The organism is Leucobacter sp. WKLB1 (assembly GCF_059696215.1).
This window is the reverse complement of the sequence record NZ_AP046115.1, coordinates 116,504-139,790: the sequence shown is the minus strand read 5'-3', so window position 1 is coordinate 139,790 and position 23,287 is coordinate 116,504. Positions and strand designations below refer to the sequence as shown.

The 23,287-nt window shown below is 67.6% G+C and carries 19 protein-coding genes; 7 read left to right on the top strand and 12 right to left on the bottom strand.

Annotated features, from left to right (window positions below):
• Positions 1 to 121: 121 nt before the first annotated feature.
• The 3 genes from ACZF5Y_RS00655 to ACZF5Y_RS00645 form a co-directional block, all read right to left on the bottom strand.
• On the bottom strand, positions 122 to 958 hold the full coding sequence (locus tag ACZF5Y_RS00655; RefSeq protein WP_497533891.1) for an anti-sigma factor: 837 nt from the start codon (positions 956 to 958) through the stop codon (positions 122 to 124).
• Entirely contained in the window at positions 955 to 1,554 is a 600-nt protein-coding gene (gene sigK / locus ACZF5Y_RS00650) for an ECF RNA polymerase sigma factor SigK (RefSeq protein WP_497533890.1), read from the bottom strand. Before sigK ends, ACZF5Y_RS00655 begins: the two co-directional genes overlap by 4 nt.
• A 77-nt stretch (positions 1,555 to 1,631) precedes the next feature.
• Positions 1,632 to 3,347 (bottom strand): cytochrome c biogenesis protein DipZ, encoded by a 1,716-nt coding sequence (locus ACZF5Y_RS00645; RefSeq protein WP_497533889.1) that lies wholly within the window; start codon positions 3,345 to 3,347, stop codon positions 1,632 to 1,634.
• A gap of 213 nt (positions 3,348 to 3,560) precedes the next feature.
• Here ACZF5Y_RS00645 and ACZF5Y_RS00640 point away from each other — a divergent pair, with 213 nt between their 5' ends.
• The gene (locus ACZF5Y_RS00640; protein ID WP_497533888.1) at positions 3,561 to 7,814 is read left to right on the top strand and encodes a family 78 glycoside hydrolase catalytic domain; all 4,254 of its coding nucleotides are present in this window, start codon (positions 3,561 to 3,563) and stop codon (positions 7,812 to 7,814) included.
• Positions 7,815 to 7,917: 103 nt separating this feature from the next.
• Here the strand turns inward: ACZF5Y_RS00640 and ACZF5Y_RS00635 are convergent, their stop codons facing one another.
• Complete coding sequence (locus ACZF5Y_RS00635; protein ID WP_497533887.1) at positions 7,918 to 8,133, bottom strand: hypothetical protein; 216 nt, start codon at positions 8,131 to 8,133, stop codon at positions 7,918 to 7,920.
• Positions 8,134 to 8,198: 65 nt separating this feature from the next.
• Positions 8,199 to 9,341 (bottom strand): calcium:cation antiporter, encoded by a 1,143-nt coding sequence (locus tag ACZF5Y_RS00630; protein ID WP_497533886.1) that lies wholly within the window; start codon positions 9,339 to 9,341, stop codon positions 8,199 to 8,201.
• Between the two features lie 265 nt (positions 9,342 to 9,606).
• Here ACZF5Y_RS00630 and ACZF5Y_RS00625 point away from each other — a divergent pair, with 265 nt between their 5' ends.
• Entirely contained in the window at positions 9,607 to 10,281 is a 675-nt protein-coding gene (locus ACZF5Y_RS00625) for a fasciclin domain-containing protein (protein ID WP_497533885.1), read from the top strand.
• 198 nt (positions 10,282 to 10,479) lie between these two features.
• Here the strand turns inward: ACZF5Y_RS00625 and ACZF5Y_RS00620 are convergent, their stop codons facing one another.
• The gene (locus ACZF5Y_RS00620; RefSeq protein ID WP_497533884.1) at positions 10,480 to 11,490 is read right to left on the bottom strand and encodes an NADP-dependent oxidoreductase; all 1,011 of its coding nucleotides are present in this window, start codon (positions 11,488 to 11,490) and stop codon (positions 10,480 to 10,482) included.
• 114 nt (positions 11,491 to 11,604) lie between these two features.
• Here ACZF5Y_RS00620 and ACZF5Y_RS00615 point away from each other — a divergent pair, with 114 nt between their 5' ends.
• Complete coding sequence (locus ACZF5Y_RS00615) at positions 11,605 to 12,186, top strand: TetR/AcrR family transcriptional regulator (RefSeq protein WP_497533883.1); 582 nt, start codon at positions 11,605 to 11,607, stop codon at positions 12,184 to 12,186.
• Positions 12,187 to 12,315: 129 nt separating this feature from the next.
• Here ACZF5Y_RS00615 and ACZF5Y_RS00610 read toward each other — a convergent pair whose 3' ends face one another.
• The 5 genes from ACZF5Y_RS00610 to ACZF5Y_RS00590 are packed head-to-tail and all read right to left on the bottom strand — an operon-like array spanning position 12,316 to position 18,796.
• Positions 12,316 to 13,794: an ABC transporter ATP-binding protein gene (locus ACZF5Y_RS00610; RefSeq protein ID WP_497533882.1), complete on the bottom strand. Its 1,479-nt coding sequence runs from the start codon at positions 13,792 to 13,794 to the stop codon at positions 12,316 to 12,318.
• Positions 13,791 to 14,561, bottom strand: a complete 771-nt coding sequence (locus ACZF5Y_RS00605) for an energy-coupling factor transporter transmembrane component T (protein WP_497533881.1) — start codon at positions 14,559 to 14,561, stop codon at positions 13,791 to 13,793. Before ACZF5Y_RS00605 ends, ACZF5Y_RS00610 begins: the two co-directional genes overlap by 4 nt.
• On the bottom strand, positions 14,554 to 15,225 hold the full coding sequence (locus ACZF5Y_RS00600) for an MptD family putative ECF transporter S component (RefSeq protein WP_497533880.1): 672 nt from the start codon (positions 15,223 to 15,225) through the stop codon (positions 14,554 to 14,556). The genes ACZF5Y_RS00605 and ACZF5Y_RS00600 overlap by 8 nt, the downstream gene beginning before the upstream one ends.
• The gene (locus ACZF5Y_RS00595; protein WP_497533879.1) at positions 15,222 to 17,018 is read right to left on the bottom strand and encodes an ABC transporter ATP-binding protein; all 1,797 of its coding nucleotides are present in this window, start codon (positions 17,016 to 17,018) and stop codon (positions 15,222 to 15,224) included. The genes ACZF5Y_RS00600 and ACZF5Y_RS00595 overlap by 4 nt, the downstream gene beginning before the upstream one ends.
• Positions 17,015 to 18,796, bottom strand: coding sequence for an ABC transporter ATP-binding protein (locus ACZF5Y_RS00590; protein WP_497533878.1), 1,782 nt, complete (start codon positions 18,794 to 18,796; stop codon positions 17,015 to 17,017). Before ACZF5Y_RS00590 ends, ACZF5Y_RS00595 begins: the two co-directional genes overlap by 4 nt.
• A gap of 178 nt (positions 18,797 to 18,974) precedes the next feature.
• Here ACZF5Y_RS00590 and ACZF5Y_RS00585 point away from each other — a divergent pair, with 178 nt between their 5' ends.
• The 4 genes from ACZF5Y_RS00585 to ACZF5Y_RS00570 all read left to right on the top strand — a co-directional run bounded on the left by ACZF5Y_RS00585 (position 18,975) and on the right by ACZF5Y_RS00570 (position 22,078).
• Positions 18,975 to 19,736, top strand: a complete 762-nt coding sequence (locus tag ACZF5Y_RS00585; RefSeq protein ID WP_497533877.1) for a TetR/AcrR family transcriptional regulator — start codon at positions 18,975 to 18,977, stop codon at positions 19,734 to 19,736.
• A complete protein-coding gene (locus ACZF5Y_RS00580; protein ID WP_497533876.1) occupies positions 19,733 to 21,049 on the top strand; it encodes an MFS transporter in 1,317 nt (438 codons plus the stop codon). Before ACZF5Y_RS00585 ends, ACZF5Y_RS00580 begins: the two co-directional genes overlap by 4 nt.
• 263 nt (positions 21,050 to 21,312) lie before the next feature.
• Positions 21,313 to 21,648, top strand: a complete 336-nt coding sequence (locus tag ACZF5Y_RS00575; RefSeq protein ID WP_497533875.1) for a hypothetical protein — start codon at positions 21,313 to 21,315, stop codon at positions 21,646 to 21,648.
• Between the two features lie 49 nt (positions 21,649 to 21,697).
• Positions 21,698 to 22,078, top strand: a complete 381-nt coding sequence (locus ACZF5Y_RS00570; RefSeq protein ID WP_497533874.1) for a hypothetical protein — start codon at positions 21,698 to 21,700, stop codon at positions 22,076 to 22,078.
• A 40-nt stretch (positions 22,079 to 22,118) separates the two neighbouring features.
• Here the strand turns inward: ACZF5Y_RS00570 and ACZF5Y_RS00565 are convergent, their stop codons facing one another.
• Positions 22,119 to 23,036, bottom strand: coding sequence for a proline iminopeptidase-family hydrolase (locus ACZF5Y_RS00565; protein ID WP_497533873.1), 918 nt, complete (start codon positions 23,034 to 23,036; stop codon positions 22,119 to 22,121).
• Positions 23,037 to 23,287 lie beyond the last annotated feature (251 nt).

Below are 23,287 nucleotides of genomic sequence, written 5' to 3'. Positions count from 1 at the left end.
CCCAGCATGCAGCGCACTTCTGTAGCCGAACGGCAGCGGGCACAATGCACTCGGCCCCGGCTCGGTTCCAGAGGAATCCGAGCCGGGGCCGAGTGACGTGCGGCGTGTGAGCCTGACTGGGTCAGGCCGAGGCGATCACCGCGATCGGGTCGGTCGTCGGCAGACCCGAGCGCGATCCACCACGATCTTCGACGGTGACCGCGAGCGCGTCGCCGGGCTCGAAGCCCTGCGCCAGCACCGCTGCGCCACCCGCGTTATTCGCGCGCATCACGCCGAGCGAGATGGGCTCGTCACCGCGCACGATCCAGAGCTCGTAGTCGCGGTCGGCCGGCGCCGCGCGCATGCCCTCGGCGACGAACACGGCCTGCTGTGACGAATTCGACCAGTGCAGCGTCGCCTGACCACCGTCGGCAAGCGCAACGGTTTCGGTGCGCGCGTCATTCGACGATTCCACCTGCTGCAGCGCGATCGACACCGGATCCTTCGGCGCGAGCATGCCCGTCACCGGAAGCGCGAGGGCGATCGCCAACAGCACCGCAACCGACGCAGCCAGCCCAAACCAGCCCGCACGCCGACGCGAGCGGGTGAACGACTCTTCGGCGTCCTCATGATCGTCATCCGCTCCGAGCAATTCGGGGGGCAGGGTGGGCTCGGGGGTGCGAACCGGTTCGCCCACGGCCGGGGCCAGATCTGCGGCGCCCAGCGCGGACGGGCGCCCGGGAGCCTCGAACTGCGGAGTGCGTGCGATGAGATCGAGCATCGCGGCGCGCGCGCCTGCCGGCGGTGCCACCTCTGCGATCGACGCACTGAGCCGAGCCACCGTCTCTCGATCTTCATCTGCGACGGGCAGCCATTCGGGGTGCGCTGCGAGCGCGGTCGAGAACGCCTGCTCCTCTTCGGGAGACAGCGCGTGCAGGGCGCGAGCAGCGGAGAGTTCGCGGAACAGTTGCTCATTCATCGCGTCGCCTCCAATTCTTTCCTGAGCCGGGTGAGCCCGTCTCGAATCCTTGTTTTGATGGTGCCGAGCGGGGCTCCGAGAAGCACCGCGATCTCGCTCTGGCTGTACCCGCCGAAGTAGGTGAGCACAATGGCGCGACGCTGAGGCTCAGGGAGCTCGTTCAGCCCCTGCACCGCACGGGCGCCGTCGATCATCAGCTCCACCTCGTCATCCACTCCGGCCTGAGGTTCGGCCAGATCGCGCACCCCGACCGTGAGATCGCGGCGACGCGAAGCCTGCGAGGCTCGCACCCGATCTACGGCCCGACGGTGCGCGATCGTGAGCAGCCACGTGCGCGCCCGGCCACGATCCGGATCGAACGAGGTCGCCGATTGCCAGGCCTCCAAGAAGACCTCCTGGAGCACTTCTTCGCTCTGCGACCGGTCGACCAGCACTCGCAGAATGAGGCCGAACACCCGCGATGAGAGCAGATCGTACAATTCGGCGAATGCGCGCTGGTCGCCCTGGGCTGCGCGCGCAAGCGCCACGTCAGCCGGGTCGGCAGTCGAGCCGTCGTCCGCTATTTCGATTCCGTCGATGACCATCGTGTCCAGCATGCCCCATTCACCTCCATTCTGCGTCCGTTTGCTGCGTGCGAGTCGCATGATTCTGCCGATCTTCCTGGGTGTTTCGGTTACCCGAAAGTGAACGAGTAGACCTGCACGCCCTTCGGCACCTGCACCTCGAGGGTGCCGGAGTCGGGGTCGTCGGCCTCGACGAGTCGGTACGAGCGCGGAGTGCCGTCGACCTCGACCGAGCGGGTGCCGCCGCCCTTCACCTTGACGTCGATGGTGCCGCTGCCCGCGATGACCGCGCGCACCTCCTGTCCGCGGTACTCGAGGCGGATCTTGCCGGAGTCCGTGGTGGGTTCCGCGTACTGGGTTTCGATCGTCCACTTGCCGTCGAGCGCGAAGGTGTCTTCCTTCTGCTGCTTCGGGAAGGTGAAGTCGCCATCGCCCGCACGGTACTCGTCACCCGCGAAGTTGCGATCCTTCGAGGAGCCGAGGAAGGTTTCTGGAGTGGTGCTGCCGATCTCAGGCGTCACATCCTTGACATCGGTCTCGCCGGGGAGCTGCGCATCTGGATTCGCGTCCTTCAGCAGCTCGCGGATGAGCTTCTCCGTGGTCTCGTAGTTGCCCTCTCCGAAGGAGATGTGACGCACCGTACCTTGGGCATCGATGAGGTAGTGCGCGGGCCAGTAGCGATTCCGGTAGTTCGTCCAGGTCGAGAGGTTGTTGTCGATCGCCACCGGGTAGGTGATTCCGAAGTCTTTGGCCCCTGCCTCGACGTTGCTGCGATCTTTCTCGAATGCGTACTCGGGAGAGTGCACGCCGATCACTTGCAGCCCCGCGTCGGCATACGCCTTGTCCCAGGCGACCACGTGAGGGATCGAGCGCTGGCAGTTGATGCAAGAGTACGCCCAGAAATCGATCAGCACGACCTTTCCCTTGAGGCTCTTGAGGTCGATGCCTTCACCGTTCGGGGTGTTGAGCCAGCCGTCGATGCCCTTGATCGAGGGGGCGGTGCCGCACGACTCGAGTTCGGTCGCGTCGTTCGTGCACTTGTCGAGGTCACGGTTCTCGTCGGTGACGAGTCCACCGAGGTTCAGGGCGCTCTTGCCCGCATCGCTCTCAGCGAGATCCTTCTGAATGCCCGCCGTGTAGTCGGGCAGCAGCCGCTGCAGCGCCTGCGGCACGTTGAAGGCAAGGCCCACTGCGAGCGCGATCAGTGCGACACCACCGACGATGCGGATGGTGCGCTCGCGCTTGCGGAAGCCACGGATGCGCTGCGCGACGCTGCGGCCTGCCAGCGCGAAGACCAGCAGCGGCAACGCGACACCGATGGCGAACGACACCGTGAGCAGTACCGTCTCGGGGCCGATCTGACCGGTCGCGCCGGCCACGATGATGGCGGCGAGCACCGGGCCCGCGCACGGCACGAAGACCGTACCGAGCGCGAGACCCATGCCAAAGCCGTTGCCGCCCTCGCCGACCTTGCGGCGCGGCAGACGCTGGAAGGGCTTTTCGAGAATCTGCTCGAAACCCGGGAAGAGCATTCCGACACCGATGATCAGCAGCACGGCTACACCCGCCCAGCGGATTGCGCTCTGCGGAATGTTCAGTAGGCCGAGCAGCACCGAGCCGAGCAGCGTCACGACGGAGAAGCTCAGCACGAGCCCCGCGATGATCCAGAAGGGCCGGCTGCGCTTCGCCTGAATCACCTCAGGAAGCTTGCCTGCGACCGTGGGCTGCGTGCCCGCGGTCAGAAAGATGACCGGCAGCACCGGCAAAATGCACGGCGAGATACCCGTGATGAGTCCGCCGAGCAGACCGATGAGCACAATATCCATGAGAAGCCCTCCTGTTGCAGAGGTCTTCGGAGCGGTGCGGGTTTCGGATGGGTCGGGCCTGCCCGCATTCAGAACTCCTGGCTTTCGCCCGTTCCGCTTTTCGATGACACGAATGCGTCGCAGCGATGACGGGATCGTTGCGGATCGGTTGAATCGTTTCATATACTCATGGGCAGTGTCGGCAGCCGACACGCCAACTCACCGGAAGAGACAATGAAGCCTCTGCATACCCCTCGGCGCATCGCCGCACTCATCAGCATGGCGCTCGTCGCCCTGCTCGCCGTTTCGGGCTTTGGCGCGGTCGCCGCGGCGCCGGCCCAAGCCGCTGAGGCCGCACCCAGCGGCCTGCGCATCAACGGGCTCGACCGCCCCGCCGATCTCGACGATCTCGAATCGCCGGCACTGTCGTGGTACGTGCCGAGCACCGAGCAAAGCGCCTACCGCGTGCTCGTCAGCTCATCCGAACAGGCCGCCGCGGCCGGTGACGGCGACGTATGGGATTCGGATCGCGTTGAGAGCAGCGAACAGAGCGGCGTGCCCTACGCCGGTCCCGCTCTCGCTGCCGGCAAGCGCTACTACTGGACGGTGCAGACGTTCGACGGACTCGGTACCGCTTCGGCGCGTTCGGACGTCTCCTGGTTCGGCACCGCGCCCGGGTCGACGTGGGATGGCTCGCAAGCGATCTGGACCTCGAATCAACTCCCCGACTCCGACACGGAAACGGCTCCGAACCCCTGGACCGATTACACCCTCACCGCCGACGTGACGGTGGCGCAGACCGCTCTCGGAGTGTATTTCCGCGCAACCGGCACCGGCGAGAGTTACATGTGGCAGTTCCGCGCCGACACCAACGAACTGCGTCCGCATGTCTGGATCGGCGGAGCATTCACGCAGCTCGACCCCGTCGCCCTGCCCGCCGATGCCGTGCGCACGGGCACCCCATTCGCCCTCGCCATCACGGCATCGGGATCCAGCATCACGACCTCGATCAATGGCGCCGAGGTCGACCGCCGCGAACTCTCCGACCACGCCACCGGAACGCTTGGGTTCCGCACGGGCCGCTCCGAAAGCGGCTCGGTCGCGAACCTCTCAGTCGTCGGCGCTGACGGCACCGCCCTCTTCTCGGATCCGCTCACCGGGTCGAACCCATTCCGCTGCGGCACCGTCGCTTCAGGCGCGCTCCAGGTGGGCAACTCAACGGATTGCGTGCTCCCCGCCGACCCGTGGGCCGACTACGCCCTTGATGCGAACATCACCATCGACCGCACGGCACTGGGTGTGTACTTCCGCGCGGCGAGCGATCAAAACGCCTACATGTGGCAGTTCCGTGCCGACACGAACACGCTCGTGCCGCACACCCGCATCAACGGAACCTTCGCTGCGCTGCCCGCTGTCGCACTGCCGGCGGGCACCCTGCAGACCGGAAAGCAGACGGCAATTCGCATCTCGGCGACCGGCAACACGGTGACCACGTCGATCGGAGGCGTGCAGGTCGACTCGCGCACTCTGTCAAACTTCTCCGCGGGCACCGTCGGGTTCCGCACTGGCAACTCCGAGAGCGGGTGGGTGCACGACATGACGATCACCCGCGCGGGTGGCGGTGTCGTGCTGGCCAACGATTTCTCGGCGACGCACCCGTTCCCCTGCGGCACGCTGAACAACGGCGCCTACATCGTGGCCACCGCCCAATCCTGTGTCATTGCGGCCGATGCCAGCGTCTCGACGGACTGGGCGTTCCTCCGCACCGAGATCTCGCTCCCGGCGAAAGAGATCGCTTCGGCGACGCTCTTCGCCACCGCGGGCGACTTCCGCGCGCACCTGCAGTACGCATACAAGGCCTACGTGAATGGCGCATTCGTCGGGCTCGGCCCCACCAATCGCATCCACTCCGAGAACCGCTACGACGGCTTCGACGTCACCTCACTGGTCACCGCGGGCGAGGCGAACGCGGTGTCAGCGCTCGCCTACACGAGTGGATCGAGCCGCCAGCGCTTCATTGCGCAGTTGCGGGTGGAATACACCGACGGCACCAGCGATGTCTTCGGTTCAGGCGAATCGTGGAAGGCGATGCCCGGTGCACTCGCCTTCCCGGCCGCCGGCAGCATCGGCACCGGGTACTTCTCGGCACCCAAGGAGAACCTGGACGCGCGCGCCTACCCCCACGGTTTTAGCGATGTCGGGTTCGATGATTCGGGCTGGGCAAATGCGGTGCCCGCAGCGGCGTTCGCCGCTCTGCAGGCCACGCCGATGGCGAAAGTGACCCAGCAGACCCCCGCACCGGTGTCGATCGTCGACAAGGGCAACGGCAACTACTTCGTCGACTTCGGTCGCACCTGGGTTGGCGGCGTGCGGTACGACATCGCGAATGGCACATCGGGCACGAAGGTCGACATCAGATTCGGCGAGGTGCCCGCGTCGCAGAACACCGTCAAGTACCAGCTGAATACCGGCAACGTCTATCAAGACATCGCCACACTCACCGACGGTCAGCAAACGCTCGAGACCTGGGGCATGCGCGTCTTCCGGTACGTCGAGATCGTCGGTGCCCCCGAGCCCGTCACGGTCGAGAATCTCTCGGCGCTCGCTCTGGTCTACCCATTCGATACCGAAGATTCGACGCTCGTATCGTCGAATTCGAACCTCAATCAGGTCTATGAGCTCTCGAAGAACACGATCGAGGCGCTGAACGTGAACTTCTACACCGACTCATGGACCCGCGAACGCACCAACTACGAGGCGGACGCGTACCTGCAACTGATGTCGACGTTGTATCTCATGGAAGATCTGTCTCTCGGCCGCTACTCGATGAACTACTTCGAAGCGAACCGCACGTGGCCCACGGAGTGGCCGTTCTACGTGGTGCTCGCGGTGCACGACGCCTGGCGCCAGACGGGCGACACCGAGCAGGTCGAGGCCTATTTCGACAATCTTGAAACCAAGATGCCGACGAAGTGGATCGACGACGCCACCGGGCTCGTACGGAAGACGAGCGGCTCGAACGGCTGCTCGAGCCAAACCGACTGCGACATCGTCGATTGGCCGACGAGCCAGCGTGACGGGTACCAGTTTCGGCAGGTGAACACCGTGGTGAACGCGCTCTCGTATCGCGCGATGCGCGACATGGCCGCGATGGCCGCGGAGATCGGTCGCGACGATCGTGCAGCCGCCTACACGGCGCAGGCCGATCGTCTGCGCGACGCGATGAATGAGCGACTGTATAACGCTGAGACCGGCGCATACGACGACGGCATGGCGGCCGACGGCACCCTCACCGGCCACTCCGCACTGCACGCGAGCGCATTCGCCCTCGCCTTCGGCATTCCCGAGGCCGACCAGCAGGAGCGCGTTGCCGAGTATGTCGCGTCGAAGGGCATGGCGTGCAGCGTCTACTGCGCGGGCTTCTCGATCACCGGCCTCTTCAGCGGCGGCGCCGATGATGCTGCGGTGGCACAGCTCACCGATACCGGCACCTCGAGCTGGATGAACATGATCGCGCTCGGAGCAGGGTCGACCGCGGAGGCCTGGGACCCGTCGCAGAAGTCGAACCTGACCTACTCGCACCCCTGGGCGGCTTCGCCCGCCTTCCATGTGCCGTCGGGGCTCTTCGGAATCAAGCCGATCGACGCGGGCTACGCGACGTACTCGGTGCGACCGGCTCCGGGCGGCGTCGATTTCGCGCGGATCACTGTGCCAACGGTGAAGGGCAGCATCGGTGCCGCGTTCAGCCACGCGGATGATGCAGCGTCGTCGATGCGGCTCGTCGCGCAGGTGCCGGGCAACACGCGTGCCGACCTCTCGATCGAGGCCCCGGCCGGCACGACGACGGTGTACCTCGACGGGGTAGCCCGAGAGGTGGAGGAGGCAGACGGGTATGTGACCGTGTCAGCGGTCACCGCGGGGTGCCACCTCGTCACGCTCGACGATGGCAAGACCGCGTTGGCAGACGCAGAGCTCACGGCGCTGTGCACGCCGACGCTCGTCGCCGAAGCTGAAGCCGAAGCCGAAGCCGAAGCCGAAGCCGAAGCCGAGAGCGAGGCTGACAGCGACAGCGCAGCCGCCGCAGACTCGGGTGCTGCCGCCGCGGGCGATGCCGACGGCGCTTCCGCTGGCGGCATCGACGCAGACGCAACTGCCGACGGCGGTGCCGGAGCAGGCAGTATCAGCGCGGACGGCGGGTCAGCAGCGGCGGAGGGTGCAGGCACCGCTGACACGAGTGGTGCGGCTGGGGCGAGTGCTGCGGGCGGTGCCGGCAGCTCCGGCACCTCAGGCGCCGCTGGCCCGAGCAGCGCCGAGGCCACTGGCGCAGCATCGGGTCAGGCTCCTCCGGAAGCGGGCGGCCCGAATCGCTCCGACGAGTTGAGCCGCACCGGTCAGGGTGCAATGTGGGGTGCTGCAGCCCTTGCTCTCGCCCTGCTCATCGCCGGCTGCGTCGTCATGCAGCGGTCGCGCGCCCGGCGACGCGGCTGACGCAAGCGGTGATGACTCTGGGCTGACGCCTCTACAATGACGCGCGGGTGCTGGCGGCCCGAGCGTGCGATGGATCTTCGCACGCTCAGGCCGCCAGCTTCGTTTACGCCGCTCGCGCGGTGAACCGTTCTCGGTGCGTGCCGCTGCGCACCAGCTCGACCACCGCTCCACGCGTCAGCGGCTGCCCGTGCCGCACCAGCTGCCAGCACCCGTCGAGCACCGCATCGCGCTCCGCGCGCGAGAGCGGGGTGAAGAGTTCTGGCCAGCGGGCCTCGATGTTCGTCTCTTGCATGCGCACCTCTTTCTCCGGGATGCTCACGCTAGAGGCAGCCACCGACATTGACGGCCCGGCAACGACTTCGGGAAACAGCCCTGCCGCGCCCGCTAAGAGAACACGCTGATGCCGTACAACACGAACACGAAGAGGTGCGCGGCTCCGTGCAGCGAGGTGACGCGCCGCGCACTGAACGTGGTGAGGCTCAGCAGCAGGCTGACTCCGAGCAGCAGCAGGTTCACCGGACTTTCGGCGAGTACCACCGTCTGCCCCGTGAAGAGCCCGATCGCGAGCACCACGGGCAGGGTGAGCCCCACGCACGAGACCAGCGCACCGTGGGCAAGGTTCGTCACCCGCTGCGCTTCGCCCAGCCATGCGGCTCTCACCGTCGTGATTGCTTCGGGCAGAAACACGATCAGCGCGATGATGATGCCCGAGAGGGCCACCGGGGCCCCCAGGCGGTCGAGGCCGTCGTCGAGAAACACCGCCATGTCGTGCGAGAGCAGCACGATCGGCGCGACCGTGACGAGCAAGACGAGCACGCGCGTGATGACTTCCGCGCGGTGCGCTCGCAGCACGCTCCCGATGCCCGCACGCGTTTCGACCGCACCCGCCGCCGCGACCGCACCGGTCGCCGGCTCAGACCCGACGACCTCCTGGAAGTCAGCGCTCTGTGCGCCGGTCTGCCGAAACAGGAAGAAGGCGTAGAGCACGATCGTGAGCACCAAGATCGGTATCGCCTGGCCGGGCGTGTACGCCCCGTCTGAGCCGATGACAGCGGGGAACGCGAATGCAACGGCGATGAGCACGACGAGTAGGGAGAGATATGACGAGACACCGGTGCGATTGACGCGCAGGGTGTTGTGCCGAAGACCCCCGACGAGCAACGCGGCACCGATCACGAGAGTGAGCACGATCATCGTGGCGGCCATGACCGAGTCGCGGGCAATTGTGGCGTGCTCGCCCGGACCGAGCATCACCGCGGAGATCAGGATGACCTCGATGAGCACGATGGAGAGCGTGAGCACGAGCGTGCCGTACGGGTCGCCGAGTCGGTGCGCGAGATGCTCGGCCTGGGTGACCACGCCACCGGCGCAGACAATGATCACCGCGACGATCGCCGCGAGCACGAGGAACAGCAGTGGAGTGGGCAGGTGCCCAGCAAGAAGCGGCTGGGCGAGCGTCAGCACAACGAAGGCCGCCCAGCCGAGCACGATGCGGAAGACGACCGCGGGAGTGAGTACCGTTCGCAATGAAGACGTGTGTGGCACAGAAGTGACCAGTTCTGCTGGGTCGTCCCGGCTTGTGAATTGATGTCGCGCAGGTCGTCCAGGCGGCACGTTCAGACCCCACCATGCTATCCGGCACCGACGTTTTCGGCGAGCATTCCCGCATGATTCCGCGGATGCCCGTGCCCGCGAAAACTTTTTCGAGCAATTTCCCATCCGCCTCGCAGATGGCTCCGAAGACGTTCACAAGCCGCGGGAATCTGCGGAACATCATCTGAGGAGGAACCCCATGTTCACCAAGAAGAAGACCCTCGGCGCCGCATTCGCACTGACGCTGGTCGGCGCCGCCATGCTCACCGGTTGCTCGATGGGCGCCAACACCGACGACTCGGCTGCTGAGGATCAGACGACCGAGACGCAGGAGACCACGCCCAGCGACGATTCGGCGATGGAGACGACTGACCCGGCAGCGAACCTCGTCGGCCCCGGTTGCGCGGCCTACGCTGAAGCTGTGCCGGACGGCGCGGGCTCGGTGCAGGGCATGTCGCAGGATCCGGTTGCGGTCGCAGCATCGAACAACCCGCTGCTCAAGACCCTCGTCTCGGCAGTGAGCGGCGAGCTCAACCCTGACGTCAACCTCGTCGACACCCTGAACGGCAGCGAGTTCACCGTGTTCGCTCCGGTCGATGACGCCTTCGGCAAGATCGACGCCGCGACCATCGACACGCTGAAGACCGACAGCGACCTGCTCACCAAGATTCTGACCTACCACGTGGTTCCCGGCCAGATCGAGCCCGCTGACATCGACGGCACGCACACCACCGTCGAGGGCCAGGATCTCGAGGTCACCGGTTCGGGCGACAACCTGAAGGTCAACGACGCCAACGTCATCTGCGGCGGCGTGCAGACCGCCAACGCGACCGTCTACCTGGTCGACTCGGTGCTGATGCCCCCGGCTGAGTAATCTCACCGGCTGAATAACCCGGCGATCTCACCCGCATCGCAGCGGCCGATCGCCTGCACGACCAACGTGTCCGTCACTCGCACAGGGGTGGCGGACACGTTGTTATACCGAAGCACCCGCGACTTCACTCGGATGAGGGTCGCGGGTGTTTCGCTGTGCGGGGCGCGCCAGGTGCGGGATCGCGCGGCGCCGGCCGACTCAGACGCGTACGAGCATCTTGCCCGTGTTGGCGCCGCGCATCATGTCGAGGAACGCGTCGACCGTGTGCTCGATGCCGTCGACGATCGTCTCGTCGTAGGCGATCTTGCCGGCGGCGAACCACTCGCCCATGTGCTGCTGGAACTCGGGGGCGAGCTGCAAGTGCTTGCCGATCGTGAAGCCCTCCAGCTTGAGGGCGCGGGTGATCAGGTTGGCCATGTTCTGAGGCCCCGGCAACGGCTCGGCGGTGTTGTAACCGACGATAGCGCCGCACAGCGCCGCGCGCCCACCGTCGTTGAAGGCGTCGAGCGCGGCTTCGAGGTGGTCACCCCCGACGTTGTCGAAGAAGACGTCGATGCCCTCGGGTGCTGCGGCGGCGAGCTGCCCGCGCACGTCGCCGTCTTTGTAGTTGAACGCGGCGTCGTAGCCGTACTTCTCGGTGAGCAGCGCGACCTTCTCGGCGGATCCCGCAGACCCGATGACCCGGCCCGCACCCAGGAGCTTCGCAATCTGACCGGCGGCCGTGCCCACCGCGCCGGCGGCGCCCGAGATGAACACGGTCTCGCCCGGCTGCAATCCGGCGATGGCGGTCAGGCCGGCGTAGGCGGTCAGGCCGGTCATGCCCATGATGTGCAGGCGCAGCGACAGCGGCACCCCGTCGATCTCAGGCACCACGCGGAAGGTCGCGGCGTCGGCCTGCACAACGTCGGACCACCCGTGCTGGTGCAGCACGACGGCGCCCTCGGGCACCTCGTCGGTGGCCGAGGCGATGACGCGACCGATCGCGCCGCCCTGAATCTGCGCATCGAGCGCGTACGGTGCGACGTAGCTGCGCACATCGTTCATGCGGCCGCGCATGTACGGGTCCACTGAGACGAACTCGTTGCGCACGCGCACCTCGCCGGGCTGCAGCTCGCCGAGCTCGACCTGCACGGTGCGAAAGTCCTCGTGCGTCGGCCAGCCGCTCGGGCGGGCGGCGAGGTGAATCTGGGTGCTGCTGGCTGCGGTCATGGGCTACCTCCTGGGGTGTGGGCGATCCGGCGCCCCGTGCTCGGTTCACGGCCAAGCTTTCGGGAACGATCGTTCCAATATATACTGGAACGACCATTCCCGAAAGGCGCACTCATGGCACGCACAGCTTCGTTCGATCGCGATGTCGTCGTGGGCGCCGCCATGGATGTGTTCTGGAACGTCGGGTACGAGGCCGCCGCCATCCCTGAGCTTGAGCAGGCAACGGGGTTGAGCCGATCCAGCATCTACAACAGCTTCGGGTCGAAACGCGGGCTCTTCGATGCCGCGGTGCAGCAGTACCTCGACACGGTGATTCGCCCGCGCCTGCAACCGCTGCTCGCCGACGCCGTCACCGCCGACGCGATCACCGAGTATCTCACCGGGTTGCGCGCCGCGCTCGCTGACCGCGCCACGCTCGCCGCCCGCAGCGGATGCCTGCTCATCAACTCGGCCGGCTCGCCGATCGGCGAAGACGCCGCGGTGGCGGCGACCATCGCGAGCTACCGAACCGAACTGCGGGCGGCGATCGGTCGCGGCATCGACGCGCGACTGCCCGAGCTCGATCGCGCAGCGGCGGATCGCCTCGCCGATGCCTGCACCGGGCAGGTCGTGGCCGCACTCGCCCTGGCCCGCATCGACGTGACGAGCGCGAGTGCGGCGATCGACACCGCGCTCGCGCTCATCGACGCGGCGTAGGGCCCAGACCAGCTGCCAGCCACCGTCTGGCCGGCCGGCCGCCTGCATTCAGCGGAAGATCTGCATTCAGAGGAACGAGTCGGCTGGTTGTGGTTCCTCTGAGTGCAGATCTTCCTCTCAGTGCCACGCTTACAGTGGCTGCAGCGTCACCTGCTGGTCGGCGGCAATCGCGAGCAGATCCTCGTCGTGACTGATGAGGATCACCACCGCCCCCTCCGCCGCTACCGCGCGAATGTGCTCGGCGATCGACTGCAGGTGCCGACGATCGACGCCCGAGCTGGGCTCGTCGAACACCAGCACTCGCCGCCCGGCGATGCGCGCCGCCGCGATGACGAGCCGCTGCTGCTGCCCACCCGACAGTGAGAGCGGGTGGCGTTCGGCGAGTGCGTCGAGGTCGAGGGATCGCAGCAGCGACTCCAGCTCGATCGCGCTGGGCGGGGCGCCATCCCGCAGCTGCGCAGCCAACTCGATTTCTGCAGCGACGCTCTCGGTGAAGAGCTGCCGCTGCACGTCTTGCATCACGATCGCACTCGCACGCTGCCTGGCTCGGGTGCTGAGCGCGCGCCCGTCGAGGGAGATGGTGCCACTTGCCCGCTGCAGCCCGACGACGGCGCGCACGAGCGTCGACTTGCCCGAACCATTGACGCCGCGGAACGCGGTGACCGATCCTGCCGGAATCGCAAGCCGGTCGATGTCGAGCACGGCGCGGACGCCGAAGCGCACGCGCACGCCATCGAGCACGAGCGCGCCATCGGGATGCGCAACAGGCTGTTCGCTGCCGACCGACGTCGCCGCGATGCTGCGCCCCGAGGCGGCGAGTGACGCAACCTCGGCGACCCGCGCCCGACCTCGCAGGCCCTCCGCCTCGAGCGTTTCATCGGAGACGGCGCGGAACTCCGCGGCGCTCCACTGCGCGTCGATACGCCCGGATCGCATGACGACGACGCGATCCACCAGCTCTTCGAGATAGCGCAGTCGGTGCTCGGCGACGACGATCGTGACGCCGCGCTGCTTCAGCTCGGCGAGGGTCTCCGCCAGCCTCGTGACGGCATCGGCCGACAGATTCGCACTGGGTTCGTCGAGCAGCAGCATCTGCGGCGCGTGGGCAGTCGCGGCGACGACAGCGACCTGCTGCTGCTGACCGCCCGAGAGCCGCTGCAGCCGTTCGCCGACGGGCACGAAGCCTTCGAGCCGGGAAACGGCGCGGCCCACGCGGGTACGGATCTCGGCGGGCGGAAAACCGAAGTTCTCCATCGCGAAGGCGATCTCCTCGGGCGCGGAATCGGTGAAGAACTGGCGTCGCGGGTGCTGCAGCACGGTGCCCGTGACGAGCCCGATCGCGTCAAGCTCGGCGACGGCCGTGTCGAGCCCCTGGACCGTGACGTCACCGGCGAGCACGCCCTCGTCGTGGAAGTGGGGCACGAGTCCGTTGAGCAGGCGCAGCGCGGTCGACTTCCCCGATCCGCTGGCGCCGCAGAGCACGACAAATTCGCCGGGTTCGATCTGCAGTGAGAGTCGCTCGAGCGAGGGGGTGTCGGCGTGCGGATAGGTCCATGTGGCGTCGGCGACTGCGGCGGCCGACGCGACTCCCGACGCGGGCGCGTTCACTGCGCTGCCCCGGGCAGAGCCACGAGCGTTGCCGCGACAAGAGCGGCGACCACCAGCACCAGCACCGCATCGGCGATGCCGAACCGCGGCGGGTGCATCGCCGTCGGCCTGCGATGCGAGCCGAGGCCGCGCAGGATCGCCGAGGCCGACAGGTCTTCACTCGCCCGCAGACTCGCGGCGATCATCGGCACCGTGAAACGTTCGACGGCGCGCACGGGGTGCCGCACGAAGCCTGCGGCCCCGGCGAGCCCGCGCAGGCGCATCGCGTCGAGCACGGCGCGCGCTTCGGCGGCGACGAGCGGGAAGAAGCGCAGCATCACGGCGAGCGTCACCGCCAACGCGCGGGGCGCGTGCCAGGCGCGCAGTGCCGCGGACAGTTCGGTCGGCGAGGTGGTCGCGACCAGATGCATGCCGATGCCGGCGATCACCGTGAAGCGCAGGAAGTACGTGCCGCCGAAGGCGAAGATGGCGGTCACCGCGTTCGGCCACCACGCGGGCAGCCCCCACCCGAGCACCGCGAGCACCGCGGCGGTCACCACGAGGCTGAGCGCGCGTCGCCGCGCGCCCTCCCAGAGGGCGAGGCCGACACCGAGCGCAAGAAACGCGGGCACGAAGCGCAGCCCGGCCGGGCTCATCACGGTGATACTCACGGCGACGACCAGCAGGATCTTCATGCGCGGGTCGAGACCCCGTCGCTCGCCGCGCTCGGTGGCACGCTCGAGCGACGGGGTGGTCGCGACCGGCGGCGCGGTGCGCAGCTCAGGCAAGACCGGCCTTGCGGAAGTGCTTGCGCAGCACGGCGCTGCCGAGCACCCCGCCGAAGAACCCGAGCACCACGGTGGCGCCCCACATGATGAAGAGAGCCGGCAGTGAGACGATCTGGTCGAACGCGGCGACGTACTCGGGCCCCATCTCGGTGAGGCCGGCCGACTGCAGGTAGGCGGCGCGGTCGAGAATGAGCGGGATCCACGGGCCCAAGAACCATGCAGAGAACACGGTGTAGGTGCCGATCGCAGCCCACTTCGAGCGATACTTGCCCGCTGCGAGCACGAACTCGGCGGCGACCGAGCACAGAATCGTGAAGAGCAGGCTCTGCCACGGATGCCCCATCATGAAGTAGATGAGCGCGTTGACCGTGCCGAAGAGCGTCACCATGCCGGCGTGCTTCACGCGCGTGAGGAACAGCATGTACGGGATGCCTCCGGCGAGCGCGCAGAGCGGCACGACGATGAGCATCACGAGCGGGCTGATCGCCCCGATCATCGTGATAGCGACGATCACGATGAAGTAAATCACCACGAAGATCGCCACGTTGAGCAGGTCGCGGGCCGAGAAGCGGGCGCTCGTGCGGCGCGCGGCGGCCGGGCGATCCGGGGCCGCGGCAGGCTGGGCCGCAGGTGCTGCGGCAGTGGATGAGATGGGTTCGGTCATGGGGTCGCTTTCTGGTGAGCGGTGGTGGGCGGAGTGCCCGGGAGTGAGTGAGACGCTGGTGCGGGGTCGGCGGCGAGCTGCCACCCCGCGGCGTCGACGCGCTCGTTCCAGTAGCGCGCGTACGCGCCACCGGCCTCGAGCAGTTCGGCGTGCGTGCCGGTCTCGCCAATGCCGCCCGCGCCGTCGAGCATGACGATGCGGTCGGCGGTCATGATGGTCTGCAGGCGGTGGGCCACAACGACGAGCGTGCGGCCGGGCCGGATCGAGTCGATGGCTTCGCCGATCGCGATCTCGTTGCCGATGTCGAGGGCGGCGGTCGCCTCGTCGAGCAGCACGATCGGCGCGTCCTTGAGCAGTGCGCGGGCGATCGACACGCGCTGACGTTCGCCGCCCGAGAGATTGGTGCCACCCTCGCCGACGCGCGCATCCCACCCACCGGGCAGACGCTCGACGATCTCGTCGACGCGCGCTCGTGACGCGGCCGCGATCACCTCGTCGCGCGACAGGTCGGGGTTGCCGATCCACACGTTGTTGAGAATCGTGTCGTCGAACAGGTACACGTCTTGGAACACCGGGGCGACGGCACCCTCCACGGTCGCGGTACCGAGCTCGGGAATCGGCACGCCGCCGATTGACACGGTGCCCGATTCAGGATCGTAGAAGCGCGCCATAAGCTTGGTGATCGTCGTCTTGCCCGACCCCGAGGGGCCGATGATGGCGGTCATCTGGCCAGGTTCTGCCGTGAAGGTGAGCCCATCGAGCACCGGCGATCCGCCATAGCCGAACGTGACGTCGTCGAACGCGAACCCCCAGTCGGCGGGAGTCGCGGGTGCGGCGGGTTCGGGCAGTCGCGCCTGCGATGCGAGGTCGTCGAGCTGCTGCAGCGTCGTGCGTGCGACGGCGATGCCACCGCCGAGGTCGCCAGCCGTCACAATGGGTTCGTTGAAGCGCACCCCCAGCACGAGCAGCGCGAGCAGCGTCGCGACGTCGATCGTGCCGCCGATTGCGAGCGTCGCACCGACGATCAGCAGCACTGTGAGCGAGAGCTGCACGAGGCCCGCGAACGTCGCGATTCCGGCGCCGCCCGAGATGAGCATGCCGCGATAGGCGCGATGCTGATCCTGCAGCGCCGTCTCGACCAGCCGCTCGGCGATCGAATCGTCGCCCGCGGTGCGGAGCGCTGGCTGCACCTTCGCGAACTCGATGACCCGGTCCGACGCATCGGCGACGGCTTCGCTGTGCACCGCATCGCTGCGCCCGATGCGCGCACTCAGCCAGCGGTATCCGATGACCAGCACGGGCACCATCGCGGTCATCGCGAGCGCGAGCCGCCAATCGAAGAAGTACATGCCGACGAGCACGGTGCCCGGGGTCAGGAAGCCCGTGATGACGGGCCGCAAGAACGAGTACGGAGTGTTCGAGACGAACATCGCGCCCTGTGTGGCGATGCCCGAGACGAGACCGGTGCGGCTGCCCGCGAACCAGGAGACCGGGATGTCGACGAGGCGCTGACCGAGCGAGCCCAACAGCGAGTCGAGAATCTCGGTACTCGCGCGCATGGCGATCTGGCTTGCCGCCCAAAAGACCGCAGCGTACGCGACGGCGATACCGGCGAGCCCGAGCAGCCAGCGGCCGGCAGCATCGGTGTCACCGCCGAAGAGTGCGCGCAGCAGCGGCACGAGCGCGAGGAAGGCGAGGCCCTGCAAGACCGCGGTGGCGACGATGCAGCTCAGCTCGATGACGAGCAGGCGGCGTGCGGACGGGGAGGCGTAGCTCCAGAGACGGCGGATCATGCGCGGGCCTCCTCGGGCAGGGAACGGTCGTGGTTCTGCTGGTAGTCGTGCCACATGGCCGCGAACCGGCCACCGTGGGCGACGAGTTCTTCGTGGGTGCCGCGTTCGATGACGCGACCCGCATCGAGCACGAGGATCTGGTCGGCCCCGACGATGGTGTGCAGTCGGTGCGCCACGACGAGCACGCTGCGTCCGGCGGCGAGCGTGCTGAGGGCGCGTTGGATCGACGCCTCTGAGTCGGGGTCGGCGAACGCGGTCGCCTCGTCGAGCACGAGTATCGGCGCGTCGGCGAGCAGCGCTCGGGCGATGGTCACGCGCTGCGCTTCGCCACCCGACAGATTCGCATCGTCGCCGACCACGGCGTCGTATCCACGGTCGAATCGCAGAATACGGTCGTGGATCTGCGCGGCTCGAGCCGCCGCCTCCACCTCGGCGTCGGTCGCATCGGGGCGCGTCAGGCGAATGTTGTCGCGCAGGCTCGCGCGCAGCGTCTGCACCTCTTGGAATACGAACCCGACCTCTCGGTAGAGCGCGGTCGTCTCGACCTGCCGCACGTCAGCGCCGCCGATTGCGACCGTGCCTGCGTCGGCGTCGTAAAAGCGCGGAACCAGCTTCGCGAGCGTCGATTTTCCTGATCCCGAGGCGCCGACGAGCGCGGTGACCGTTCCCGGCGCGCAGGCGGCGGCGATGTCGTGGAGCACCGGGTGCTCGGAGTCGTAACCGAAGGTGACGTGATCGAAGACGACGCCGTTGCCGCGAACCGACTGCGGGGCGGCCGGCTGCGCGACGGTCGGCAGCGCGAAGAAGCCGGCGAGCGACTGCTGCGCCTTCGTCGCATTGCGCACGAATTGGCCCGAGGCGCCGAGCTTCATGAGCGGCCCCGTCAGGCTGAGGCCGAGCAGAATGCCCGGCAGCACGTCGATGGGCTGCGAGATCCCCGCGCCGATGAGCCACAGCCCCACGGTGAGAATCCAGAGCAGCACGACCACCGGCGAGGTGATGACCTCGATCACCGTGAACAGCAGGCCCGTCTGACGAGTCCAGTCGCCGACGAAGCGTACGTACTCGCCGGTCGCATCGCGGTATCGCGCGTGGCTGCGGCCGACCTGGCCGAAGCGCTTCACCACGGCGATACCGTGCACGAACTCGACCGTCGCGCCCGCGAGTGCCGCCGTCGCCGCGTCGTACTGGGCGAACTTCTCGGCGCCGCCGCGCATCATGATCGGGTAGATGATGAGGGTCAGGATCAGCGGAACGAGTGCGGCGACCGCGAGCTGCCACTGCACCGTCCAGAGGTAGACGACACAGATCACCGGCACGAGCACCGCTGTGATGACGTCTTGGATCGCGTGGGCGACGAGCTGGTGCAGAGCGACGACATCGTTCTCGACAAGCTTGCGCACCGTGCCTGAGGACTTTTGGTCGAACCATCCGAGGGGCAGGCGCCGCAGGTGGGCGATGATGCGTCGGCGCAGCGAGAGCTGCAGCTCGGCATCGGCAAAGTGACTCACGAGCGCCGAGTGGAACGCGGCGATGAAGCTCGCGAAGAGTGCGATGCCGGCGACCAGCACGATGAACCAGACGCGGGTCGCGTCGACCGGCGCGCCGTCGAGTGCGGGCAGCAGCGTGCGCGCGAGTTCGACGATGGCGATGTACGGCACGACGCTGCCGACCGCACCGACAACACTCAGCGCAATGATCGCCGCGAGGCTGCCGCGCACGGGCGCGAAGAACGAGGGTGGGGTCGCCGCGGGCGCGGCTTCGGAATTCTGGCTCATCCCAGACCTTTCAGATCTTTAATGAGAATGATTATCACATACTCAAGAGAACAGTGTTCTAATGGTGATGCGAACAGCGTTCGATTCGAACAGTGCAGCAACTCAAGTTAGGCAACCCTGAGTTTAATCAGATGTTTGCGTTTCACGCATCTGAACCCCGAAATTCCGCAGGAGATTCATGTCACAACCCGCCGCCCACGACGCCGCAGCGCCCGCATTTCACGTCGGCCTCACCCCCGAAACCGTGGTCGATGCCGCAACCGACCTCACCCGCGAGTCGCACCTCTTCGTCTGGTCGATCCGCGACCTTGCCAGACGCCTCGGCGTCTCTCAATCAGTCGTCTACCACCACGTCGGCGGCAAGGATCTGCTGTGTCGCCGCGTGGTCGAACGGGTACTCGAGCGCGTTTCGCTGCCTGACGACGCTCGCGATTGGGAGGCCTGGTTCCGCGAGCTGCTCTACGACCTCGGGCCCCTCGCACGCGAGTACCCCGGCGTGGCGAAGTGGGCGCTCATGCACGGACCGACGCTGCCCGTGATGCTGCCGATACTCGAGCGTGGCATGGCCCATCTGCACCGCGCAGGCTTCGGAGCGATCTCGCCGAGTGCCTATGCACTGCTGCTCAACACCGCCACGCTGACGGTTTCGATCGGCGACGACCGCCAGCAACACGAAGGCGACGGCCCCCGCGATCACGCCAGCATGATGACCGAATTCGAATCGATGCCCGACGCGGCGCCTGAGGTACGCGAAATGGGCCAGGAGTTCTTGCGCCCCTTCGCCGACGGCGGCGACACCGCCGCGCGGGTGCGCAGCGAGTACTACCGCTTCGCCATCGACACGACGATCGCCGGCCTCGCCGTGCGTCTCGCCGACCTTCTCGCCGCGAGCCCTGCGGCCGAACCTGAGGCCGCTGAACCCGAAGGATCCCGCGCATGACCGCGACGCCCGCCACCGGCGCTGCCACGGGGCAGCAGCCCGTCACTCCCGGCACGTCGGCGGAACCAGGCGCGCCGGTCGCGCCCGATGCGCAGAAGCCGCAGATCCCCCTCGTGCTCGGCTCGGTGTTCCTGATCTACCTCGGCCAGATGACGCTGAACCCGATCATCGCCCCGCTCTCGCGCGAGGTCGGGCTCGCCGAGTGGCAGATCGGCCTCACCATCAGCACCGCCGCGCTCATGGTCGTGCTCACCAGCCAGTTCTGGGGGCGCCGATCGCAGTCGTGGGGCCGCAAGCCCGTGCTCGTCGCAGCCAGCGCGATCGCCGCGTCGACCATGGCACTGTTCGCCGGCCTGGCGCAGCTCGGCATGGCCGGCGTCGTCACCGGCGCCACGCTCTTCGTACTCTTCATCGTGCTGCGCGGCATCGGATTCGGCACCGCGATGGCGGCCGTACCGCCCACGGCGCAGGCGTACATCGCCGACGTCACCACCGACGAGGCCGCGCGCGTGAAGGGCATGGCCGGCGTCGGCGCCGTGCAGGGCGTCGCCATGGTGGCTGGTGCCGTGCTCGGCGGCGTGCTGGCCACGGCCGGGCTCATGGCTCCCCTCGTCGCGGTGCCGCTGCTGTTGACCGCCGGGCTGATCCTCGTCGCATTCCGGCTGCGCCGCGAACCACGCACCTCACTGATCGAGGAGCCCGTGCACGTGCGGCCATTCGACACGCGCGTCTGGCCGTTTCTGCTCGCCGGGTTCGGCATGTTCACGGCGCTCGGGTTCATCCAGGTGATCACGGGCTTCATCGTGCAGGATCGCCTGCACCTCGACGCCCGCACCACCGGGCTGGTCACCGGCGGTGCGCTGCTCGCAGCCGGCCTCGGCATGGTCGTCGCTCAGGCGGTCATCGTGCCGCGCACCGGCTGGCACCCGCGCACGCTGCTGCGGGTCGGGTCGCTGATCGCACTCGTCGGGTTCGGCGCACTGATCGCCGATGCGGGGGCGGTGCTGCTGTTCGTGGCGATTCTCTTGATCGGGCTCGGGCTCGGCGTCGCAATGCCCGGATACACCGCAGGCCCGTCACTGCTCATGTCGCGCGACGAGCAGCGCGGCCTCGCCGGGCTCATCGGCGCCACGAACGGGCTCACCTTCGTGATCGCCCCGACGCTCGGCACCGCGCTCTACGGCGTGTGGGCGCCGCTGCCGGTGATTCTCGGTGCCGGCGTGATGGCTGTGGTCGCCGTGTTCGTGCTACTGCACCCGCGGTTCCGCGCGACGGCCGCCACGGCGCCCGCCCCGGGCCCCGCCCGCGCTTGACCGGATCGGGGTAACTTCGGACCAGTGTTGCGCGGACTATCGGGCCTCGCACTGGTCCGAAGTTACCCCGATCGTGCAGGGTGCGACCAAGAGCCCCGACCGCAAGGCGCCAAAGCCAGCGGCACTCAGAGGAATATCTGCACTCAGCGGAACCGTTTCGCCGCGTTCCAGGCTGCTGAGCGCAGATCCGCTGCTGACGGTGCGGGGTCAGCGGGCCGGGTACGTCCACACCACCAAGCGACTCCTCCGCTACGCTGCCGAACATGACCAGCACCCGCGACGCGTACCCCGAACCGGTGCATCTCGGCGACCTCCCGATGCGGTTCTGGCTCGGCGTCGTCTGCATGGTCGTGAGCGCGATCGGCGCGACCTTCGCCGGCATGCTGGCCCATTTCGGGGCACTGCCCGCCTCCGACGCGGAGGTGAATCCGTTCTTCTCCGGAGCCCTCCTCTTCGGGCCAGCGATCATCTGCGTGGCGGCCGGTCTCTGCGGCACCGTGCTCCTCGTCGAGCGGCAACGCGGCAGCTACGTGCCGCTCCTCGCGATTCCGCTTTACATCGTAAACTTCGCCGTCTCGAGCTTCTTCCTCGCGCAATAACGCCGGGAGCACAGGCCAGTTTCCCGGGCTGAGACGTGAAGATGGTGCGATGAGGATCACTCGGCGCCCCGTACGCATCATCGTCATCGTGGCGATCGCGATCGTCGGCACCGCCGCGCTGCTCTACGCGGAGCGCGTTTGCTACCTGTGGATGGGTGCAACCGAAGGAGACGTACCGCCCGCCGCGAGCGTGCCGCTCCCCGAGGGCAGCCACATCACGCATGAGGAGAAGGAGTGCGCTTCGGGTGGGTGCTGGCTCACCCTCGAAGTGCAGCCGCCCGACGGCGTTTCCCCCGAACAACCCGGCACGACCCTGGGTATGAACCGACCCGACGTCGAGATCCCCGGCACGATCTGGGATCCGCGCACCACGCTCATCGGGTCCCGAGTTGACGGCGATGCACTCCGCGTACGCGTCAGCTACTGGTGACGCGTACGCGGAACCGCTGAGCTTCACGACCGGAGCCCCCTCAGTCGAGAAACTCCCCCACCACGCGCATGAACTCCTCGCGCTCCTCCCAGTGCGGCATGTGGCTCGACTCTTCGAAGCGCACCCAGCTCACCCGCGGAATTCGCTCGACAAACGGCTGCACCACGGCGTCGGTCGCCTCGTCGTAGGCGCCGTTGAGCACGAGCGTCGGCACCTCGATACGGTCGAGCCGATCGATCACGCTCCAGTCGCGCAGCGAGCCGATCACCATGAACTCGCTCGGCCCGTTCATCGCGTGATAGACCGTCGGATCGGCGTCGAGCAGATCGAACGTGCGCTGCACCGGCGCGGGCAGCGGCTGCACGCGGCAGACGTGGCGGGCGTAAAACACGTCTGAGGCGGCAAGATACTCAGGCGCAGTGAAGTCGCCGATGGATTCGAAGTGCGCGATCGCATCGCGCGCCGCTTCGGGCAGCTCGGCGCGCAGCCCGAGCGCCGCCTCGCGCCACAGCGGCATCGATGCCGGCGAGTCGGCAATCACGAGGCGGCGCAGCCCCCGCGGTCGGCGCACCGCATGCTCCGCGCCGAGCATGCCGCCCCACGATTGTCCGAGCAGGTCATACTGCCCGACACCGAGGTGCGCGAGCAGGGTGTCGAGCTCCTCGAGAAACAGCTCGATCGTCCAGAAGTCGCGGGGCGCATCGGGCAGGTGGGTGGAGCGCCCGCTGCCGAGCTGGTCGTAGTAGACGACTGGGCGATCCTGCGCGAGATCGTCAAGACTGAGCAGATAGTCGTGTGTGCACCCGGGCCCGCCGTGCACAGCGATGAGCGGCACCTCACCCGGGTCGATGCGCGCGCCAGGCCCGGAGGCGGCGGCGCCCCGCGCGATCCGGAAGTACGTGCTGCCCGCCCGCCACTCGCAGTTGCCCTCGGTTACAGTCACGGTCAATTCGGTCACGGCGCTCCCTTGCTCGCAGACAACCCTCGGGCTCCGTCGCGCCGCGGGCCGGGCCGATGCGCAGTGCGATGACGCGACCGGTCCCAGTTCTACGGTAGAGAAGGATCGCGCCCGCCCGCGATCACTTTTGCGTCGGCGCGTGCTCGCTCGTGTGCAACCCGCTTCCGTGTACCCGCGCTCAGCGGAAGATCTGCACTCAGAAGAACATCGACCCGCGAATTCGTTCCTCTGGCTGCATATCTTCCGCTGAC

What these genes read in the sequence shown, in the direction of transcription:
- ACZF5Y_RS00655 (WP_497533891.1), bottom strand. Translation starts at nt 958, where the DNA reads ATGAATGAGCAACTGTTCCGCGAACTCTCCGCTGCTCGCGCCCTGCAC.
- sigK (WP_497533890.1), bottom strand. Translation starts at nt 1,554, where the DNA reads ATGCTGGACACGATGGTCATCGACGGAATCGAAATAGCGGACGACGGC.
- ACZF5Y_RS00645 (WP_497533889.1), bottom strand. Translation starts at nt 3,347, where the DNA reads ATGGATATTGTGCTCATCGGTCTGCTCGGCGGACTCATCACGGGTATC.
- ACZF5Y_RS00640 (WP_497533888.1), top strand. Translation starts at nt 3,561, where the DNA reads ATGAAGCCTCTGCATACCCCTCGGCGCATCGCCGCACTCATCAGCATG.
- ACZF5Y_RS00625 (WP_497533885.1), top strand. Translation starts at nt 9,607, where the DNA reads ATGTTCACCAAGAAGAAGACCCTCGGCGCCGCATTCGCACTGACGCTG.
- ACZF5Y_RS00620 (WP_497533884.1), bottom strand. Translation starts at nt 11,490, where the DNA reads ATGACCGCAGCCAGCAGCACCCAGATTCACCTCGCCGCCCGCCCGAGC.
- ACZF5Y_RS00615 (WP_497533883.1), top strand. Translation starts at nt 11,605, where the DNA reads ATGGCACGCACAGCTTCGTTCGATCGCGATGTCGTCGTGGGCGCCGCC.
- ACZF5Y_RS00600 (WP_497533880.1), bottom strand. Translation starts at nt 15,225, where the DNA reads ATGACCGAACCCATCTCATCCACTGCCGCAGCACCTGCGGCCCAGCCT.
- ACZF5Y_RS00595 (WP_497533879.1), bottom strand. Translation starts at nt 17,018, where the DNA reads ATGATCCGCCGTCTCTGGAGCTACGCCTCCCCGTCCGCACGCCGCCTG.
- ACZF5Y_RS00590 (WP_497533878.1), bottom strand. Translation starts at nt 18,796, where the DNA reads ATGAGCCAGAATTCCGAAGCCGCGCCCGCGGCGACCCCACCCTCGTTC.
- ACZF5Y_RS00585 (WP_497533877.1), top strand. Translation starts at nt 18,975, where the DNA reads ATGTCACAACCCGCCGCCCACGACGCCGCAGCGCCCGCATTTCACGTC.
- ACZF5Y_RS00580 (WP_497533876.1), top strand. Translation starts at nt 19,733, where the DNA reads ATGACCGCGACGCCCGCCACCGGCGCTGCCACGGGGCAGCAGCCCGTC.
- ACZF5Y_RS00575 (WP_497533875.1), top strand. Translation starts at nt 21,313, where the DNA reads ATGACCAGCACCCGCGACGCGTACCCCGAACCGGTGCATCTCGGCGAC.
- ACZF5Y_RS00570 (WP_497533874.1), top strand. Translation starts at nt 21,698, where the DNA reads ATGAGGATCACTCGGCGCCCCGTACGCATCATCGTCATCGTGGCGATC.